Annotated in this window: 15 protein-coding genes; 4 read left to right on the plus strand and 11 right to left on the minus strand. The window is 73.3% G+C overall.

Going from position 1 to position 15,930, the window contains the following annotated elements:
• Positions 1-68: 68 nt before the first annotated feature.
• The 3 genes from ACZ7M3_RS24915 to ACZ7M3_RS24925 all read right to left on the minus strand — a co-directional run bounded on the left by ACZ7M3_RS24915 (position 69) and on the right by ACZ7M3_RS24925 (position 2,136).
• On the minus strand, positions 69-926 hold the full coding sequence (locus ACZ7M3_RS24915) for a hypothetical protein (RefSeq protein ID WP_472065737.1): 858 nt from the start codon (positions 924-926) through the stop codon (positions 69-71).
• 125 nt (positions 927-1,051) lie between these two features.
• The gene (locus tag ACZ7M3_RS24920; RefSeq protein ID WP_229889357.1) at positions 1,052-1,474 is read right to left on the minus strand and encodes an ATP-binding protein; all 423 of its coding nucleotides are present in this window, start codon (positions 1,472-1,474) and stop codon (positions 1,052-1,054) included.
• A 200-nt stretch (positions 1,475-1,674) separates the two neighbouring features.
• Positions 1,675-2,136 carry a cupin domain-containing protein gene (locus ACZ7M3_RS24925; RefSeq protein ID WP_472065738.1) on the minus strand — a complete coding sequence of 154 codons (462 nt, stop codon included), beginning with the start codon at positions 2,134-2,136 and terminating at the stop codon, positions 1,675-1,677.
• A 399-nt stretch (positions 2,137-2,535) separates the two neighbouring features.
• Here ACZ7M3_RS24925 and ACZ7M3_RS24930 point away from each other — a divergent pair, with 399 nt between their 5' ends.
• Positions 2,536-2,679, plus strand: coding sequence for a hypothetical protein (locus tag ACZ7M3_RS24930; protein ID WP_472065739.1), 144 nt, complete (start codon positions 2,536-2,538; stop codon positions 2,677-2,679).
• A 49-nt stretch (positions 2,680-2,728) separates the two neighbouring features.
• On the opposite strand, the gene ACZ7M3_RS24935 is transcribed toward ACZ7M3_RS24930, so the two are convergent.
• From ACZ7M3_RS24935 to modA, 3 genes are read right to left on the minus strand one after another with little or no spacing between them, the layout of a single operon-like run.
• Positions 2,729-3,814 (minus strand): ABC transporter ATP-binding protein, encoded by a 1,086-nt coding sequence (locus ACZ7M3_RS24935; RefSeq protein ID WP_472065740.1) that lies wholly within the window; start codon positions 3,812-3,814, stop codon positions 2,729-2,731.
• Positions 3,811-4,677, minus strand: coding sequence for a molybdate ABC transporter permease subunit (gene modB / locus ACZ7M3_RS24940; RefSeq protein ID WP_472065741.1), 867 nt, complete (start codon positions 4,675-4,677; stop codon positions 3,811-3,813). Before modB ends, ACZ7M3_RS24935 begins: the two co-directional genes overlap by 4 nt.
• Positions 4,674-5,510, minus strand: coding sequence for a molybdate ABC transporter substrate-binding protein (modA, locus tag ACZ7M3_RS24945; protein WP_472065742.1), 837 nt, complete (start codon positions 5,508-5,510; stop codon positions 4,674-4,676). Before modA ends, modB begins: the two co-directional genes overlap by 4 nt.
• 175 nt (positions 5,511-5,685) lie before the next feature.
• Here modA and ACZ7M3_RS24950 point away from each other — a divergent pair, with 175 nt between their 5' ends.
• The gene (locus ACZ7M3_RS24950) at positions 5,686-6,162 is read left to right on the plus strand and encodes a molybdopterin-dependent oxidoreductase (RefSeq protein WP_351294665.1); all 477 of its coding nucleotides are present in this window, start codon (positions 5,686-5,688) and stop codon (positions 6,160-6,162) included.
• A gap of 63 nt (positions 6,163-6,225) precedes the next feature.
• Positions 6,226-7,158 (plus strand): LysR family transcriptional regulator, encoded by a 933-nt coding sequence (locus ACZ7M3_RS24955; RefSeq protein ID WP_472065743.1) that lies wholly within the window; start codon positions 6,226-6,228, stop codon positions 7,156-7,158.
• 355 nt (positions 7,159-7,513) lie between these two features.
• Here ACZ7M3_RS24955 and ACZ7M3_RS24960 read toward each other — a convergent pair whose 3' ends face one another.
• From ACZ7M3_RS24960 to ACZ7M3_RS24980, 5 genes are all read right to left on the minus strand, one after another.
• Positions 7,514-7,909 carry a TOBE domain-containing protein gene (locus ACZ7M3_RS24960; RefSeq protein WP_054234136.1) on the minus strand — a complete coding sequence of 132 codons (396 nt, stop codon included), beginning with the start codon at positions 7,907-7,909 and terminating at the stop codon, positions 7,514-7,516.
• Positions 7,910-7,964: 55 nt separating this feature from the next.
• Positions 7,965-8,384: an XRE family transcriptional regulator gene (locus tag ACZ7M3_RS24965; RefSeq protein ID WP_452963179.1), complete on the minus strand. Its 420-nt coding sequence runs from the start codon at positions 8,382-8,384 to the stop codon at positions 7,965-7,967.
• Positions 8,385-8,697: 313 nt separating this feature from the next.
• The gene (locus ACZ7M3_RS24970; RefSeq protein WP_472065744.1) at positions 8,698-9,405 is read right to left on the minus strand and encodes an RES domain-containing protein; all 708 of its coding nucleotides are present in this window, start codon (positions 9,403-9,405) and stop codon (positions 8,698-8,700) included.
• Positions 9,406-9,760: 355 nt separating this feature from the next.
• Positions 9,761-12,199 carry a WD40 repeat domain-containing protein gene (locus tag ACZ7M3_RS24975; RefSeq protein ID WP_472065745.1) on the minus strand — a complete coding sequence of 813 codons (2,439 nt, stop codon included), beginning with the start codon at positions 12,197-12,199 and terminating at the stop codon, positions 9,761-9,763.
• Positions 12,196-14,271: an AAA family ATPase gene (locus ACZ7M3_RS24980; protein ID WP_472065746.1), complete on the minus strand. Its 2,076-nt coding sequence runs from the start codon at positions 14,269-14,271 to the stop codon at positions 12,196-12,198. Before ACZ7M3_RS24980 ends, ACZ7M3_RS24975 begins: the two co-directional genes overlap by 4 nt.
• 106 nt (positions 14,272-14,377) lie before the next feature.
• Here ACZ7M3_RS24980 and ACZ7M3_RS24985 point away from each other — a divergent pair, with 106 nt between their 5' ends.
• Complete coding sequence (locus ACZ7M3_RS24985) at positions 14,378-15,874, plus strand: esterase/lipase family protein (RefSeq protein ID WP_472065747.1); 1,497 nt, start codon at positions 14,378-14,380, stop codon at positions 15,872-15,874.
• The last annotated feature ends 56 nt before the right edge of the window (positions 15,875-15,930 follow it).

Genomic DNA, 15,930 nt, shown 5'->3' on the forward strand with positions numbered 1-15,930 from the left:
CCGTTCGGCCCAGTAGCCCAGGGCCCTTTTCCGGACCGGCCGGACCGGCGCAGTCGAAGAAGATCTCCTCAGCCCTTCATCCACGGGGCGCCGGGGACGCGCGTCCGCACTCTCGTCGCCACGAAGTCCACCGTCGCGTAGCGGCCCGGCGACATCCGCGCCGTGACACGGCGGAGATTGCCGTCGGTGTCGATCCAGTAGGTGAGAGTGGAGTCGTCGGCGGGGCTCGCGGAGGCGCTCGGGGCAGGGCGCGGGCCGGAGAAGACGCCGTAACCGTGGCCGTCCAGGCGTTCGTCGCGCAGCCACAGCGGACCCGAACGGGCGAGGAGTGCCGCGTTGTCGGGCCGGTCCGCGGCCACGGACACCACCAGGCGCAGGGCTCGGTCCAGGGGCGCCGTGGAGTAGGGGCGGCGGGTCCACTCCTCACGCTTGAGGGTGCCGGCCCTGCGGGCGGCCTGCGCGGCGGTCGTCACGATGTCCGGGGCGGGAGGCCTGGCCGTCGTTCGGCCGGGCTCGGCGCCGGGTGCGGCAGCCGGCGGGCGGGCCACGGCGATGCCCTCCAGGTCCCAGGCGAGCAGGCCCTGCACGGTCCGGGTGTCGTCGACGATCTCGTACGCGCCCACGGCCCGGTGCACATGGTGGTCGACCACCGCACGCACCGTGATCGTCCCGTCCCCCGCCTCCGCCGCGGGCAGCCGCACCGTCACCTCCGCAGGACTCGCCTCGTACGCGCGGAACCGGGCCATCGCCATGCGCAGGGCCTCGTCCGCCGAGACCGGGTGCGGGGACGCGCCTGTGGTGCCGGAGAGCAGCAGCAGGAGGGCGGTCAGGGCGCCCGCCAGCGCTGTCGTGGCCGCTACCGCCGTCACCCAGATCTTCTTGCGCGGCCCGCGCGGCTCGCGCGGCTTGCCCGGCGGTTGCGGCACTGGGAGCTCGTGAGGCTCGGGAGGAGAGAAGCGCATGCTTGTCTCTACCTGCGGGTGCGCTCTCCACCGGTCGACTCCGCTGGACGGGCCGCCCCGGGTCACTCTCCCGGGTGAGGCGGGCGGGGCTACACCGCCAGGATCGCCCGGACCGTCTTGCCGCCGACGCCCGTGTTGACGACCTCGAAGCGGTGGGCGAGCTGCTGGACCATCGCGAGGCCGCGACCGCTTTCGGCGTCGGTGTCCACCAGGCCGACCCGGGGGCGGCCGGGGCTGTCGTCATGGACCTCGACGGTCACCTCGCCGCCCTGTCCCAGCTGCAGCCGCAGCCGGCAGCCCGTACGGCCGTGCCGGACGGCGTTGGCGACGAGCTCCGAAGCGATGAGCGTGGCGTCGTCGACCTGGTCGGCGGTCGGCGCCGCCGTCCGCGGACGCGGACGGGTCAGGAACGCCGAGGTCAACCTGCGGGCCCTGCCTGCCGAAACGGCCGCGCGCGGCAGTGTGTACTCCACGCGGGCGGTCAGTCGGACGGCGCGCTGCTGCGCACGCATGACAACCTCACTTCCCCTCCCAGGACAACCGGTACCCGGCGACCGGACCCCCGCCGACCGGGACCCGCGCGAAACGGTGCGCGGCCGGTCCTGCCCTCGGGTGATGCCCGCCCCCGGCGATCGGCAACCAGGGGCGGACGTCACAAAGCCGCTAAGGATGCACCGGGTTGCTGGTGGTTCACGGCAGAGTCGCCGGTGGTTCACGGCCCGTTGCCGAGGAGGCGGAAGTCCGCGTAGTCGAAGCCGGGGGCCACCACACAGCTGACCAGGACTTCTTGGTCGCCGGCCGGGCGGGCGGACTGCCAGACGTGGCCAGGGACCAGGATCTGCGGGCGCGCGCCGCTTTCCAGAGCGGGGCCCAGACGTAGGACCGCCGGCTCCGCGTCCGGGGCTTCGCCGTCGCCGCCGAGGAGCAGGTCGAGGGGGCCGCCGCGGTGCCACAGCCACAGTTCGTCGGAGCGGACCGTGTGCCAGGCGCTGGTCTCCCCGGGGGTCAGCAGGAAGTAGATGGCGGTGGCGACGGCCCGGGGACCCGGGTAGCCGTCGGGGTGGAAGTCCCGCGCCGCCCTCCACGTCTCCACGAACCAGCCGCCCTCGGGATGCCTCCGCATGCCCAGTGCGGCGGCCGTCGCCGGCTTCTCCGGATCGGTACTCGTGTTCACTTTCCGTCCTTCCGCTCGAAAGTTCTCCGACCACTCCCGTGTCCCACAGGGTCGGGGTGCGGGTTCTTGATCTCGGTTCGGGTGCGGCGGTGGTCTACCGGCGCGGCAAACGTACCCGCGTCCCCTTGGGGCGCGCCGCCGATCTGATCGCCCGCGGCAGCGGACAGTACGTGGTCACACCGGTGGGCGCGGAGGCGAAGGCGACATGTGGGTGGTCGCCCGGGAGCCCTCGTCGCCCGGTGACGTCTGGGGCAGTGTCTCGACGACTGGTGGGTGTACGACGTCGGGCTCGGCCGCGAGGACTCCGCCCAGTCCATCCACGTGGGCTGGAACACCATGAACTGGAGGTGTTCGCGGGGGCCGGTGAGCGGATCGCGGACTTCGTGGGCATGCAGTCGGATGAGCGAGTCGATCGCCACGTACGAGGGCAGCGGGTTCGAGATCTCGGGGATGTACCCGGTGACGCGCGAGGAGAGCACCGGCCGGGTCGTCGAGTTCGACTGCGTGATGGTCCGCGCGCAAGCCGTACCCAAGGAGGAGTGACCGGGAGGTGTGACCGGGAGGAGTGGCCCCTCCCCCTTCTCAGGCCTCGTCAGGCCGGATACGCGTGTGTCTGGGCGGCCTTCACCGTCGCCCAGACCGGCGCCCCGGTGTGCAGGTCGAGCTCGGCCGCGGCGACCGTCGTCAGGTCCGCGGCGAGCGCGAGCTCTCCGGTGAGGTCCGCGCGGATCTGGTCGCCGTGCGTCTCCAGGCCCGCGACCTCGCACCGCCACAGGTTGCGCGCGCTGGAGCCGGTGGGACGGTCGCGGTACAGCGTGACGGCACTGGGCGGGAACGCCACGAAGACGGGACCGGCGAGGTCCTCGGTCGTGGTGATCGCCGGACCCGTGTCCAGTCGTACGGTGTGGCCCTCGGCCGCGCCCCGGTAGAGGTTGAGGCCGACGAGCTGGGCGATGTAGTCCGTGCGCGGGTGGCGGGCGATGTCCGACGGTGTCCCTTCCTGGACCACCCGGCCGTGTTCGACGACGACCAGTCGGTCGGCGAGCACCATCGCGTCCAGCGGGTCGTGCGTCACGAGGACGGCGACGGCCTCGAAGTCGCTGAGGTGACGCCGGAGTTGGGAGCGCACATCGAGGCGGGTGCGGGCGTCCAGCGCGGCGAGCGGCTCGTCGAGCAGGAGCAGCCGGGGGTGGGTGGCCAGCGCGCGGGCGAGCGCGACGCGCTGCGCCTGTCCGCCGGACAGCCGGCGCGGTTTGGCGGACGCGTGCTCGGTCAGCCCCATCCGCTCCAGCCACTGCGCGGCCCGCTCCCGCGCCGCCGCCTTCGGTACGCCCTGGCAGCGCGGCCCGAACGCCACGTTGTCCAGGGCGGACAGGTGCGGGAAGAGCAGATAGTCCTGGAAGACGACGCCGACCGGGCGGGCCTCGGGCGGCGTACGCCCCAGGTCCGTGCCGTCCAGCCGGATCCGGCCGCCGTCGGACAACGGCGTGAGCCCCGCCAGCGCCCGCAGCGCGGTGCTCTTGCCCGCCCCGTTCGGCCCGAGCAGCGCGACGACGTCACCGGGCGCGGCGGCCAGCGCGATGTCGAGACGGAAGGTGTCGCGGTGGACGACCAGGTGGGCGTCGAGGCCCTTGTCGGAGGCGGGGGGCCTGCCCGGGGGGAGCGCCGGGTCCGTCATGACGCTGCCGTCATCCAGCGGTCCCGCAGGCCCGCCAGGACCGCGATCGACACCGCCAGCAGGACCAGGCTCAGGGCGATCGCGGCGTCCGGGTCGTTCTGGAGGGCCAGGTAGACGGCGAGCGGCATGGTCTGGGTGCGGCCGGGGAAGTTGCCGGCGAAGGTGATCGTCGCCCCGAACTCGCCCAGGGCGCGCGCCCACGCCAGTACGGCACCGGCGGCGATCCCGGGCGCGATCAACGGCAGGGTGACCCGGCGGAACGCGGTGAACCGGGAGGCGCCGAGCGTCGCGGCGGCCTCCTCGTAGCGCGGATCGGCCGCCCGGAGCGTGCCCTCCACGCTGATGACCAGGAACGGCATCGCCACGAACGCCTCCGCGACGACGACGCCCGCCGTGGTGAACGGCAGCGTGATCCCGAACCACGAGTCCAGCCACTGCCCGACGACGCCGTTGCGCCCGAGCGCCAGCAGCAGCGCCACACCGCCCACCACCGGAGGCAGCACGAGGGGCAGCGTCACCAGGGCCCGCACGAAGCCCCGGCCGGGGAAGTCCGTACGGGCGAGGAGCCAGGCCAGCGGCACGCCCAGCACCAGGCTCACCCCGGTCGCCGCCGTGGCGCAGACCAGGGACAGCTGGAGCGCCTGCCAGACCGCCGTACTGGTCAGCTGGTTCGGGAGGTCCCGCCAGGGGGCTCGTACGAGCAGGGCGAGCAGGGGGAGCAGGAGGAAGACCAGGCCGACCAGGGCGGGGAGGAGGAGGGGGAGCGGGACCCCGCGCGACCGGCCGCCCGTCCGGACGCGCCGACGCCGCGGCCCACCGGTGAGGGTGTCGGCCGCGGCGTCGGAGGCGTCCAGCTCGGTCACGGCTGCAGGAACCCCGCGGCGGTGAGCACCTTCTGTCCCTCGGTGGACTGCACGAGCGCGATGAACGCCTTCGCCGCCTCCGCGTTGGGCGCGTCCTTGAGCAGGGCGATCGGGTAGTCGTTGACGGCCTTGGCCGACTCGGGGAACTCCACGCCCTCCACCTTGTCACCCGCCGCCTTCACGTCGGTCTTGTAGACGACGGCGGCGTCGGCCTCCTTCAGCTCCACCTTCGTCAGGGCGCTCTTGACGTCCTGTTCGTAGGAGGCCGGGGTGAGCTTCAGCTTGCTCGCGTCCAGCGCCTTCTGCGCGGCGGCACCGCACGGCACCGTCTTGTCGCAGAGCACGACCTTGAGGCCGGACTTGGTCAGGTCCTTCAGGGAGGCGACCTTGTCAGGGTTGCCGGGCAGGGTCGCGATCTCCAGCTGGTTGCGCACGAAGGTCGCGGGCGTGGTCGCGGCGTCCTTCTTGTCCGTCACGATCGCCATCGTCTTGGGGCTGGCGGCGGCGAACACGTCGGCCGGGGCGCCCCCGGTGATGCTGGCGGCGAGCGTGTCGCTGCCGCCGAAGTTGAAGGTGACCTTCGTGCCCGGGTTGGCCTTCTCGAACTCCTTGCCCAGGGTCGTGAAGCTCTCCTTGAGCGAGGCGGCGGCGAAGACGGTCACCGTGCCGGAGAGCTTCGGCGAGGAGGAGGCCGAGGTGTCCGACTTCGGGGAGGAGGTGGAGGAGGAGCCGGAGTCGGAGGACGAGCAGGCGCTCAGGGCCAGCAGCGCGGCGGCACCGACGCCGGCCACCCGCAGAGTGCGCGTGCGGGTCCGGCGCGTGGATCGGGTCATCACGGGTCTACTCCCTCGGAAGCCTCAGGCATGCCTACGCCGATCATACTTCCGCAGATGCAAGCCGGAAGTCTCCTGTCGCATCGCATGAGCTGCACAATCGTTGCCTGTATATACGCATGTGCGTTTGTACGGGACCGCCTCCTGGGTACGGACATGCGGGAGGTGGTGCCCAGTGGGGCAGTCCCCGACTCAGTCGCCCGCTCACCCGCTCGCGTCGCTCACCCTGACCGGAGACCTCGCCCGCCCGGTCCGGCTGACCGTGCCCGACCTGTTGGCCTGGCCCCAGCACCGGGCCCGGGTCAGCTTCGAGTGCGCCACCAGCGGCGTACAGCACCACCGCTTCGAGGGGCCCCTGCTGCACGACGTCCTGCACGACGCCGGACCGGGTTTCGACCCCGCCCGCCGCAAGGACCGGCTGCGCTTCCTCATCGCGGTGGCCGGGGCGGACGGCCATCACGCGCTCCTCACCTGGGCCGAGATCGACCCGGACTTCGGGCACGCCCCGGTCCTCCTCGCGGTCGGCATCGACGACACCCCGCTGGACCGGGCGGGCCCCCAGCTCGTGCTGCCCCAGGACCGCTGCGGCGCCCGGCACATCAGCGGCATCAACGCGATCCGCGTGGACGGGCGCTATCCCTCGTGGACGTAGACGGGCAGGGCATGGACGGCGCGCGTACGCGTCTGCGAGCCTGACCCGCCGGGGAGGTCGTGGATGCTGCTGCGTCAGCTGGAGTACCTGGTCGCGCTGGCCAGGGAGCGGCACTTCGCCCGTGCGGCGGCCGCCTGCTTCGTCTCGCAGCCCTCGTTGTCCGCCGCGATCCGCCGTCTCGAACACGAGCTGGACGTGCCGATCGTGCGCCGGGGAAGACGGTACGAGGGGCTGACCCCGGAGGGGGAGGTGGTACTCGCCTGGGCGCACCGCATCCTCGCCGAACGCGACGCCCTGCACCAGGAGTTGTCGGCGCTGCGCGGCGGCCTCACCGGCACCCTGCGCCTGGGTATCGTCCCCACCGCGCTGCCCGCCGCCTCCCTCCTCACCACCCCGTTCTGCGAACGCCACCCGGGGGCCCGCGTCGGCCTGGAGTCCCTGTCGTCGGCCGAGATCACCCAGGGGCTCGCCGAGTTCGAGCTCGACGCGGCGATGACGTATCTCGACGACGAAGAGCTCCGTCACGTACGCCGCTTCCCGCTGTACGAGGAACGGTATGTGCTCCTCACCCCGGTGACCGGGCCGCTCGGCGCGGCGACGACCGCCCGCTGGGCGCACGCGGCCGCCCTGCCCCTGTGCCTGCTGAGTCCCCGGATGCGCAACCGGCGGATCATCGACGAGTGCTTCGCGGCGGACGGCGCGCAGGCGACCCCGGCGATCGAGTCGGACAGTGTCGCCGGGCTGTACGCGCATCTGCCCAGTGGCCGCTGGTCCAGCGTGATCTCCCACGCCTGGCTGCACATGTTCGGGGTGCCGGACGGGATGCGGGTGGTTCCGTTGGAGGGGCCCGCGCACGGGCCGAGGGTGGGGCTGGTCGTGGCGCGGGACGATCCTCCGTCCGTCCTCGCGGAGGCGCTGTTGACGGTGGCGCGGGAGGCGCGGGTGAGGGACGCGCTGGACACTCTGCTCCACACCTATCTGGGCGAGCGCGGCTGACGGCGGGAGTTGATGGCCGCCGTCTGTCCGGGCATGGCGACGTTCGCTGTGACCAGCGCGATCGGCTCCGAGGATGGTGACAGCACCGTCCGTTCAACGGAGCTCGCGATCAACGGAGTTGAGGAGAGCCGCGGCATGGCCAAGGTGCTCTGCGTGCTGTACGACGACCCGGCCGACGGATACCCCACGACGTACGCCCGGGACGATCTCCCCGTCATCGACCACTGTCCCGGCGGCCGGACCACGCCCACCCCGAAGGCGATCGACTTCACCCCCGGCCACCTCCTCGGCAGCGTGGGCGGCGAACTCGGTCCTGGCTCGACGGGACCCCGATCAGGGATCGGCCGCTGCCCGTTCAGACCCGGTCGATGTGCACGTTCGTCGACTTCACGCGGGCGGTGGCCTCCATGCCGACCTCGAGGCCGAGTTCCTCCACGGCTTCCCGGGTCAGCAGGGAGACCAACCGGTGCGGTCCGGCCTGGATCTCCACCTGGGCCGCCACGTCGCCGAGCTTCACGGCGGTGACGATGCCCGGGAACGCGTTGCGCACAGAGGTGTAGGAGGCGTCCTCCTCACCACTGCCGCCCTTGGCGAGCTCGACGGAGAACGCGGCCAGATCCCGCCCGTCGATCAGCCGCCGCCCGCCCTCGTCCCGGTGCGTCGCCATCCGCCCGGCGTCCGCCCACCGCCGTGCGGTGTCCGGGCTCACGCCGAGCAGCCGGGCCGCCTGACCGATGGTGTAGGACTGCATGCGCGCCAAGATAGGCGCGAGATCCTTGCATATGCAAGCAAGCCCTTGGGGCGCGTCAGAGATCGCCCTTGACGTACGAGCGGGCCGCCGCCATGACGTCCTTGTGTCGGTCCTCGGCGATGGCCTGCAGCGGTGAGTCGTCCTCCAGCTGCGGATTCATGCCGATCATCCAGGCGCGTGCCGTGTGGCAGTTCTCCTGGAGCTCGATGATCTGGAACACCTGGTAGGCCGCCCGCAGGCGCAACTCGGAGTCGATTCTCGGGCTGTTCTGGGCGTTGGACCACTTGCCGACCTGCTTCGGGTCCTCGATACCGGCGATGAACGCGGTGAGCTTCTGCCCGAAGTTGTCCTGGAGGAAGCGCGCTATGTCGGCGATCGACTTCTGGACCGTGTTGGCGTGCGCGGTGGTCTCGGTGACCTTGTCGGTGACGCTCGTGGTGACCGTCTTGGCCGCGGGCTCTCGCAGTGGCTGCATGATTCCTCGCTTCCTGGCGGTCATGAAACGGGTAAGACGCGGGATGGCGCGAGGGGTGACAGACGGGGTGTCAACATGGCGTCTCCTCAGTTGTGTTGAGGGAAGTCTACCCGTGTGAGGGTCTCTCACTCCACCGTTTTCCCCCCTTCGATCCCCTGTGAAATCCCACCTCGAAAGTGGCGTGAGGGGTTTGACCAGGGATTTTCTCCGATGCCGCCGGTGGGTACGGGACGGAGCACCGCTCGATCGGGCGACGCGGGTGCGGCCGAACGCTCGGGGCGCGGGCGCCGTTCGGCGGACCCGAAGACCCCGTTCAGAAGACACGCAGGCCGTACTCCGCCGCGACCGCGCGCAGTTCGGGGGACTCCGGCTGGATGGGGCGCCGCTCGGCCTCGACGAGATCGACGTCGTGGAAGATGGCCCAGCAGGTGCGCCCGCCGTATCCGGAGCGGTAGGCGATGCCCTGGGCCAGCCGGTGGCCGGCTTCGTTGCGCTGGGCGACCGTCCAGGCCGCGATCTGCCGGGCGAGCCTGCGGTCGCGCCCGTGGATGTGCAGGTCGGTGAGCGGGGGCTCGATGTCCCACGCCGCCAGCTCGCCCCGGAGTTCGCGCGCGAGGACGGCCCGGGTGGCCTCGGCGTCGACGTCGAGGAACTGGGCGTCCTTGGCGGGTTCGAGCCGGACCAGGATGTGGTCCTCGCGCCAGCCCGAGGCCAGGTGGCCGAGCCTCATGTGGCTGGGCCGCTCGTCCCACTCGTGGCCGATGAGCCCGCGCAGTTTGGGATGGACGCGGAAGGGCGCGAGCGCCTCGGCGTAACAGCCGGCCGGATCGCTGGCGCAGTACAGCATTCCGTAGGTGGCGAGGCTGAAGCGGCCCGCGCTGGAGCCCTGGCTGGTCTCGGGTTCGAGCTGGTTGTACTCCTTCGGGTGGTCCCTCTTGCCCAGCCGCCACACTCCGCGTTCCGGAGCGGGGACGAGGGACGGTAAGTGGGCTGTGGTCACCGCCGAAGGGCTGTTGTTCATCCTGGTCCTCGCTGCTGAGCCGATGGTCTGCGGTCGCTGCCGCACTGCCGGGGCGCCGCCCGGCGGGCCGAGGGGCCCGGGCTCGGGTGGCCCGCGCGGCCCGCGTGCCGTGCGGAAGACGCCGCGCGGTCCGCACGAGGCGCGTGTCCCTGTGTCCCGCGGGTTCCCGTGTCCGTACGTTCCTGTGGCGTACGTGTCTGTCGCCCGCAGGTTCCGCTGGAACATGCGGGCGATCATTCTCCCGTAGCGCGCGCCCCGGGATGACCGCTTCCACGCCGTGGCGGGGGCGCGAGAGGGGGGCGCTGGGGCACGTGGGAGGCGCACGCCCACATTCGGCGGTCCGGCGGGCGCCGGATCAGCGCCCCTCCATTCGGATGTCGAACACGCATACGCCCGCGACTCCGGCCGCGAGGAGGACGGGGTGCGCGAGGCGCGGGCCGCCCGGCTGCCGGGCGTCGAGCACGTCGAGGGCCCCGAGCGGGCTGCCCGTCACGATCCGCAGCAGGTGCGAGCCGGTGTCGGTGTCCCACAGGTGGATGGTTCCGCCGGGGCCCGTCGCCGCGAGGCAGGGACGGCCGGTCGCGGTCCGGAAGAACGCCAGCGCGGCCACCGGCCCGTCGCCGATGTCCAGCCGCCGCCCGACCGGCCGCCCGGTGCCGGGATCCCAGAGCCGGATCGTGCCGTCCTCCCCGCCGGACGCGACGAGGACGGCACCGTCCGGCTCGTCGACGGGCACGGCGGCTACGGCGTTGACGACCCGCTGCTCGCAGTGGAGCGGCGCTCCCACGGGCCGCAGCGTGACCGGATCCCAGAGCCGGACGGTCCCGTCGGTGCCCGCCGAGACGATCCGTGGACCCTGCGCCGTGTCGAGTACGGCGACGTCCCGGACGCTGAGCAGATGGTCCTCCCGGCAGGCCAGCGCACACACCCGGTCGAGGTCCCAGAGGCGTACGGTGCCGTCGGCGCCCCCGGTGACCAGCAGGGTCCGCCCGTCGTGCGGGAAGGCGGCCATCGACCCCACCGGCAGGCTGTGGCCGAGTAGTCCGGCGAGCCGTGCGGGGGCGGCGTGGGCGCCCCGCTCCAGGGACCACAGCTGGACCCCGGCGTCGCTGTGCGCGGTCACCAGCAGGGGTTCGCCCCGGACGAGCGCCGAGGCGAAGGCGGTCACCGTGGCGTGGCCCGCGGGGAGGGGGACCGGGCGGCCGGTTCCGGTGTCCCACAGCGCCGTACCGGACTCGTCGGCCACGGCGATCAGCGGCGCCCCGGCGGTGGACCCCGGACCGGACAGCGCCGCCGCGGTGACGGGCCGCCGGACCGCGCGCCCGGCGCCGACGCCCGGGCCGCCCGGCTTCCAGCGCCGCAGGGTGTGGTCCGCGCCGGCCGAGACGAGGACCTCCTGCCCGGCCGGGGCGGGAAGTTCCCGCGAGGTGCCCGGCAGGGTGGTCAGAGCCACGGGAGGAGCGGTGTGCCCTTCCAGCGGGCCGCCGATCGCCGCGCCCGTCCGCGCGTCCCAGACCCGCAGGGTGTGGTCGCTGCCCCCGGACGCCACCGCCGCCCGGCCCGCCACGGTCAGGGCGGTCAGGGCGACGACGGGCCCCGCGGGCGGAGCGGGCGAGACGGCCGTCTCCCGGCCCGTCGAGGCGTCCCGGAAACCGATGTACCCCGAGTCGTCGCAGAGGCCGTACCCCCCCGGCGCCGCTAGGTCCACCAGGGCCCGCACCGCCCCCTCGTGCTCGTGCTCGTGCGTGTACCCGCCGGCTCTCCGCGGATCCCAGACGCGCACCCGCCGGCCCTGGGCCACGGCCAGCGCCATCCCCTCCGCCCCGCCCAGACCGACCCCGCTCAACAGGGCCGGCGCGGGATCGAGGGAGGGCAGCGGGGTGTCGACGGGCCGGAAGGTGACGGGATCCAGCGCGCCGAGGCGGCCGTCGCTGTGGGCGACGAGGACGACCTCCGGGGCGTCCTTCGCCGCGAAGAGGGTGAGGGCGCTGACCCAGGTACCGGGGCGGTGGACGGGTTCGGCGAGCAGCCGGCCCCGGGTGAGGTGCCAGACGCGCACCGAACCGTCGGTGCCCGCGGAGAGCAGCAGATCGCCCGGGAGCGGCAGCAGATGCTGGACCGCGCCGCCGTACGTGTGCAGCGGCGCCATCGCCGGTACGCCGTGCGGCTCCCACATGCGGATCGTGCCGTGGTTGTCGCCGCTGACCAGCAGGGAGCGGCCGTCGGTGGTCGTGGTGCGGGTCAGCGATTCGAGGCGGGTCTCGGAGACCGCCAGCACGTTGTCCTGCGCCGTCCAGTCGCTCCACAGCGGAGTGACGCGCGAACCGGACACCCGCGCGGCGGACGTGTCGAGCGGGGTGCGCGGGCGGGTCGCCGCGTGATGGGCCAGGTGCAGACTCGTCAGCCGGGAGTCCGGACCGGCGCCGCCGATGAAGGGCTCGATGCGGGCCCACGCCTCCAGCCACTCCTGGCGTCGCGCGGCGCTCACCGCGTCGCTCTGCCGCAGCAGGGTGCGCACGTTCGCGCTGGACTCCCAGGGCAGTACGGCGAGCGGTACATGGGCGTCGTTGAGGACCTCGCCCCGGGCCGCGTGCTGGGCCAGGTGACGGCTGAGATACGGGTGGGGCGGGATCGTCGGGTCCGCGGCGACGAGCCGGGACAGCGCCTCGGCGATGAGCCGGTGCGCGTCCTTCGTATCGGCCCACGCCTTCGAGTCGTCGGCCCATGTCTTCGAGTCGCCCGTGTCGGAGCGGCCCGGACGGGGCGCGCGGTACGGGCCGTCCGCGTCGCTCATACGGCGTCGCCCCCGAGGCCGGCCAGCAGGTCCTGGCGGGGATCCCGCAGGAGCTCGGCCAGGGCTTCGTGGGCCGGCCGGTACACCAGCCGGTCGTCCTCGTCGTCGTGGGCCAGATATCCGGCGAGCCTGCTCTTCAGCAGATTCTCGATCATCCGGTCCGGCTCCTCGACCGGCCGGCCGAGCAGCGCCCCGGCGACGGCAGGCCACACGTCTGACCAGGGGATGCCCGCGCCGAGCGCGAACGCGGCGGCCCGCAGCAGCGCGAGGGCGACCTCCGCGGGCAGCCCCTCGTCCTCGACGAGCGCCAGATCGCGCCGGAGCAGACCGACGGTGCCCGCCTGCAGCAGGTCGAGCCAGTCGGGGTTGCCCGCCAGCGCGTCGGGGTCGGACGCGTGGTGCAGCTGCTCGCCGGCCAGCCGGGCGTCCAGGAACGACGGCCAGACCCGCTTGGCGACGGTCTCGGCCGCATGCCGGGTGCTGTCGCCGCCGGACGTCTCGGCGCCGACCAGTGCCTGGACGTAGTCGGCGATGTCGCTCTCGCTGTCCGTCTCGTCGGTACGCAGCACCGACGCCGTGGGAAAGACCTCCCGGAGCGCGCCGAGCAGCCCTGCCTCCGGCCCCGCGGGGCCGGGAGGGGCGGCGCGGTCCGCACGGGGACGGCTGCTGCGTACGCCGATCAGCAGCCGCAGGGACCGCTGCCGCTCAGGACGGCGCTGGCCGGGCAGGGCGGGGGCGGGGCCGCAGTGGGCGGTGAGCGGGGCGAGGACGTCCCTGACCACGCGGAAGGGTTCGACGGACTCGTCCAGGCCGTCGAGGACGAGCGTGACCGGATCGCCCGGCTCGTCCAGATGGGCCAGCAGCTGGGCGCGGCGCAGTTCCACCGGGTCGTCGGTCGGCCCGGCCGGGCGCGGTGGCAGTTCCAGGGCGCGCAGCAGGTCGCCGAGCACGTCGGAGGCGGTGCGGTGGCGGGCCAGTACCGCGGCGGTGACGGAGCCCTCGGGCGGGACGGTCTCGGGCGCGGCCGAGCGCAGCGCGCGGCCGTAGCGCGGGTCGTCGCGGAACAGCGGGTCGCTGAGCGTCACGGCCCGCGCCAGCACGGCCGACTTGCCGCTCCCGGCGGTTCCGGTCAGCAGCAGGACACCGCGGGGACGGCCGAGGAACGCGGTGACGGCGCGGCCCAGTCCCTTGCGACCGCTGAAGTACCAGCCGGGGTCGGTCTCCTGGGGGCGGCCGCTGGCGCGGTCGAGCCAGTGGTCGACCTCGTCGGCCGGGGTGGCGACCTGGCGGCGCGCGGGCCCCACCAGTTCCCGTACGGGCCGGTAGCCGGGGTTCGGCAGACAGGGCGTCAGGGCGGTCTGGCCGCCGCCGTCCAGGACCCGCTTGAGCCGGTGCTTGCGCCGCTCGGTGTCGGTGCCGAGTTCGCTCTCGAACTCCGTCATCAGATGGGCGACGCTCAGCCAGGGCGTGGTGATCTGGGCGGTGGTGCGCAGCCGCTCCAGCACACGGCGCATCACCGAGGGGAACTGCCGTACCTGGACCAGCTGGTCGTGGGCGCAGGTGGCGACGACGTCCAGGCTGCCGCCGGTGCGCCGGCTCGGCAGGATCTCCTGGTGCAGCTTCTCCAGCTCCTCGGCGATCCCGGCCGCGTAGCAGGTGTTGATGACGACCAGGACGTGTTCGGCGCGGGAGTCGAGGGCGGCGGCGACGATCTCGCTGGTGCGGATGGCCGTGGCCAGCTGGCGCCGGGGTTCGGTCCTCGGTAACTGGAGGAAGTGGGTGCGGGAGGCGCCCAGTTGGCCGTGTCCCGTGATGAAGACGACCAGGGCGCGGCCGCGCATCTCGCGCACCTTGCTCTCGTGCAGGAAGCGCTCCACGTCGTAGCGCTCACGCAGCTCCGGCGCGGGCACGTGGGTGAAGGGCTCCGGCGCTCCCGGGGCGCACCACCAGTCGGCCACGACCGAGAGCTGCTCGTCGATGCCGGCGGTGAACTCCGCGTCCCCGTCGCCGTAGTCACGGACCGCGAGGGTCAACAGGGTGCGCCGCGCGGAGTCCTCCTCCACGGTGTTCACCGACGCTCGGCCCGCCGTGGCCCGCCCCGTATCGCCGGCGTCCCCCGGCTCCCCGATCCTGACAAGCCCGCCCGCCCGCCCTCGCATGCTCTCTATTCTTCCCGCCATGACCGAGCCGTCGCAGCCCAATACCGCAGGCCGCCGCATGGACGAGCGGCCCTACAGCCTCCCCGGCCTCTCCCCGAACACGACGCAGGACGCCGTCGTCGTCGTTCCCGGCATCATGGGGAGCGAGTTGTACGACACCGAGTCCGGCGACGTCGTCTGGGGCCTCGCGAACGCCGGATGGCTGCTGAAGGCGTGGACGGCGCCCCGGGGCTTACGCGCCCTGCGCCTCACGTCCGACGAACGCGAGGGCCGCCTCGGCCGCATCCGGGCCCGGCGCCTGCTGCGCACCCCCGCCTGGAGCCCGTTCCTGCGCGGCATCGAGCCCTACAACGACCTGGTCGCGACCGTCACCCGGAGCGTGGCCGACCCGGAGGCCGTGCTGCCCTTCGCCTACGACTGGCGGCTGTCCGTCGCCACGAACGCCCGGTTCCTCGCCGAGGCGGCGCGCGAACACCTGGAGCGGTGGCGGCTCCACCCCGCACACGCGCTCGCCCGCAAGCACCGGGTCGACGAACGGGAGGGCCGGCTCGTCTTCGTCGCGCACTCCATGGGCGGACTGCTCACCCTCGCCGCTCTCACCGACGGCCCCGACGGCGACCTCGCGGCGGACACCCGTGGGGTGATCACCCTCGGTACGCCTTTCCAGGGGGCGGTGGCCGCCGCCGCGATCCTCAACACCGGGCAGGGCGCGCCGGTTCCGCTGCCGCACGGCAGGCTCAGGAGGCTCGCGTACACCATGCCGGGCCTGCACGACCTGCTCCCGACGTTCCCCTGTCTCGACGAGGGCCTGAACATCCGCCGGCTCAGCCCCACGGACATCGCCGACCTGGGCGGCGACAAGGATCTGGCCGTCGACTCCCAGACCCTGCACGACACGCTGCGCGGGCGGGCGCTGCCGGGGCACCGGGCGCTGGTGGGCATCAGCCAGCCCACCCTCCAGTCCCTGACCCTCGGTCAAGGCGTGGTGACCGCCTCCGAGCACTGCTACCGCGAGCACAGCGACGGCGAGCTGATGCGCGACGAGACCGGCGCCCCGCGCCGCTTCGACGTGGGCGGCGACGGCACCGTACACAAGGAGTCCGCCGCCTCGCCCTCGCACCGTGCCATCGTGCCCCTCGCGCTGCAGCACGGTGCGCTGGCCCAGGGGGAGGCCGCGTTGGAGGCGGTGACCTCGTTCCTGGAGGAGGACGAGCACCTCGGTCCCCCGCAGGCCGGGGCACGGGTCGGCATCGAGGTCCCGGACCTCGTCGCCCCGGGAACGCCCTGGACGGTCCGGGTACGCGGCGTCGACAGTCCCGCGGGACTGGACTGCGCGGTCGAGGAGGTCGGCGGGGCCTTCGCCGGACCCGCCCGGCTGTACGGCGACGACGACCACCTCGCGGCCCGTGTCACCGTGCCCGCGCCCGGCCTCTACCGGGTCACCCTGGACACGGGCGACCCGACTCCGCTGACCCAACTCGTCCTCGCGGCCCCCGACGAGCGGGACGACGGTTGAGACTGCCCCGCAACCTGCGCCGACTATGGTGTCGACACGAATCGAACGCGGAATGG

It is taken from the genome of Streptomyces sp. NPDC111656 (genome assembly GCF_055656965.1).

Excerpts from the sequence above, each read along its gene's own strand:
- ACZ7M3_RS24920 (WP_229889357.1), bottom strand. The coding sequence starts at position 1,474 with ATGCGTGCGCAGCAGCGCGCCGTCCGACTGACCGCCCGCGTGGAGTAC.
- ACZ7M3_RS24930 (WP_472065739.1), top strand. The coding sequence starts at position 2,536 with ATGAGCGAGTCGATCGCCACGTACGAGGGCAGCGGGTTCGAGATCTCG.
- ACZ7M3_RS24935 (WP_472065740.1), bottom strand. The coding sequence starts at position 3,814 with ATGACGGACCCGGCGCTCCCCCCGGGCAGGCCCCCCGCCTCCGACAAG.
- modA (WP_472065742.1), bottom strand. The coding sequence starts at position 5,510 with ATGACCCGATCCACGCGCCGGACCCGCACGCGCACTCTGCGGGTGGCC.
- ACZ7M3_RS24955 (WP_472065743.1), top strand. The coding sequence starts at position 6,226 with ATGCTGCTGCGTCAGCTGGAGTACCTGGTCGCGCTGGCCAGGGAGCGG.
- ACZ7M3_RS24960 (WP_054234136.1), bottom strand. The coding sequence starts at position 7,909 with ATGCAGTCCTACACCATCGGTCAGGCGGCCCGGCTGCTCGGCGTGAGC.
- ACZ7M3_RS24965 (WP_452963179.1), bottom strand. The coding sequence starts at position 8,384 with ATGCAGCCACTGCGAGAGCCCGCGGCCAAGACGGTCACCACGAGCGTC.
- ACZ7M3_RS24970 (WP_472065744.1), bottom strand. The coding sequence starts at position 9,405 with ATGAACAACAGCCCTTCGGCGGTGACCACAGCCCACTTACCGTCCCTC.
- ACZ7M3_RS24975 (WP_472065745.1), bottom strand. The coding sequence starts at position 12,199 with ATGAGCGACGCGGACGGCCCGTACCGCGCGCCCCGTCCGGGCCGCTCC.
- ACZ7M3_RS24985 (WP_472065747.1), top strand. The coding sequence starts at position 14,378 with ATGACCGAGCCGTCGCAGCCCAATACCGCAGGCCGCCGCATGGACGAG.